The sequence below is a fragment of the Azospirillum sp. B506 genome (genome assembly GCF_000333595.1).
GTDB lineage: Bacteria > Pseudomonadota > Alphaproteobacteria > Azospirillales > Azospirillaceae > Azospirillum.
The window spans coordinates 1-1395 of the sequence record NZ_BADK01000026.1 but is presented as its reverse complement, the minus strand read 5'-3'; the positions used below and the strand labels follow the sequence as shown (position 1 = coordinate 1395).

Sequence of the window (1395 nt, the reverse complement as noted above, 5' to 3'; positions counted from 1 at the left end):
GCCGCCAGCACCGCCTCGGCCCGCGTCTTGGGATCGCCCTGCAGCGCATTCATCGACAGGTCGTCGCTGAACAGCAGGCCGTCGAAGCCGAGGGAGGGGCCGCGCACCACCTCGCGCACCACGATTGCCGAGGTGCTGGCGGGAGCGGTCGGGTCGATGGCCTTCAGCACCACATGGGCGACCATCGCCAGCGGCAGGTCGGCCAGCGCCCGGAAGGGGGCGAAATCGGTGGCCTCCAGCGCCGCGCGGTCGGCCTCGACCACCGGCAACTCGGCATGGCTGTCGGCGAAGGCGCGGCCGTGGCCGGGGATGTGCTTGAGAACCGGCAGCACGCCGCCGGCCAGCAACCCGTCGGCGGTGGCGCGGGCCAGCGCGATCACCAGGGCGGGATCGCGCGAGAACGCGCGGTCGCCGATGATGTCGTGCGCGCCCTCCACCGGAACGTCGCAGACCGGCGCGCAATCCACCGTGATGCCGACCTCCATCAGCATATGGGCGAGCAGCCGGCCATTGATCCATGCGGCCTCCTGGGCGGCCTCCTGGGCGGCCTCTCGTCCGGCGGCGGCATCGCGTTCGGCAAGCCGGCCGAACACGCCCATCGGCGGATGGGCCGGCCAGTGCGGCGGGCGCATGCGGACGACCCGGCCGCCCTCCTGGTCGATCAGGACGGGAGCGTCAGCCCGGCCGACGCTGGCGCGCAGATCCTCGACCAGCCGGCGCATCTGGTCGCGGCTGTCGCAGTTGCGGCGGAACAGGATGAAGCCGAGCGGATCGGCGTCGCGGAAAAAGGCGGCCTCGTCGGCCGTCACCTCCAGCCCGGCACAGCCGAAGACAACTGCGCGCGGGTGGGTGACCGGGCTGGTGGAACCCACGATGTCAGGGACGGACAACCACACACCCCACATTTTGCGCACGCAACTGGGCACAGGCCGACTTGGCCCGCGCCTCGTCGGCACCGGCGCCCTGCACCCGGTAGAAGATGCCCTTCTCGCCCAGATCGACCTTGGCAACCTGCATCGACAGCCCGCCGAGCGCGTCGGGATGACGGCCGGCGAGGCGGCGCCATTCGGCCGCGGCCTCGCCCTCGCTGCGCACCGAGGCCAGCTGGACACGCCAGCCACCGCTGCCGCCGGCCGCCGGAGCGGGAGCCGCCGCGGCCTTCGCCGGCTGCGGCGCCGCCTTGGCCGGGGCAGCCGGCAGGGATGCGGCTTCCAGCTTGGCGATCAGCTGCCCCATCGACGGGGCGGCATTCTGCTGCGCCGGCGGAGCCGGAGGCTTGGCGACCGAAGCGACCTGTTGCTGGGGGGGCCGGGATCGGCTTGGCCGGGGGTTGCCTGCGGCTTGGCGGCAACCCTGGGGGGAGCCAGAGCCGGAGCCGGTGAAACGCCGCCTGGA

At 73.3% G+C, this 1395-nt stretch carries 2 protein-coding genes; both read right to left on the bottom strand.

All coding sequences use genetic code 11. The features are described 5' to 3' along the window. Positions 1 to 896, bottom strand: an 896-nt coding sequence (locus I71_RS00945) for a glycoside hydrolase family 3 N-terminal domain-containing protein (RefSeq protein WP_375731154.1), incomplete at its 3' end; no start/stop codon positions are given. Next, positions 877 to 1395, bottom strand: a 519-nt coding sequence (locus I71_RS00940; protein ID WP_042688847.1) for an SPOR domain-containing protein, incomplete at its 5' end; no start/stop codon positions are given. The genes I71_RS00940 and I71_RS00945, both read right to left, overlap by 20 nt.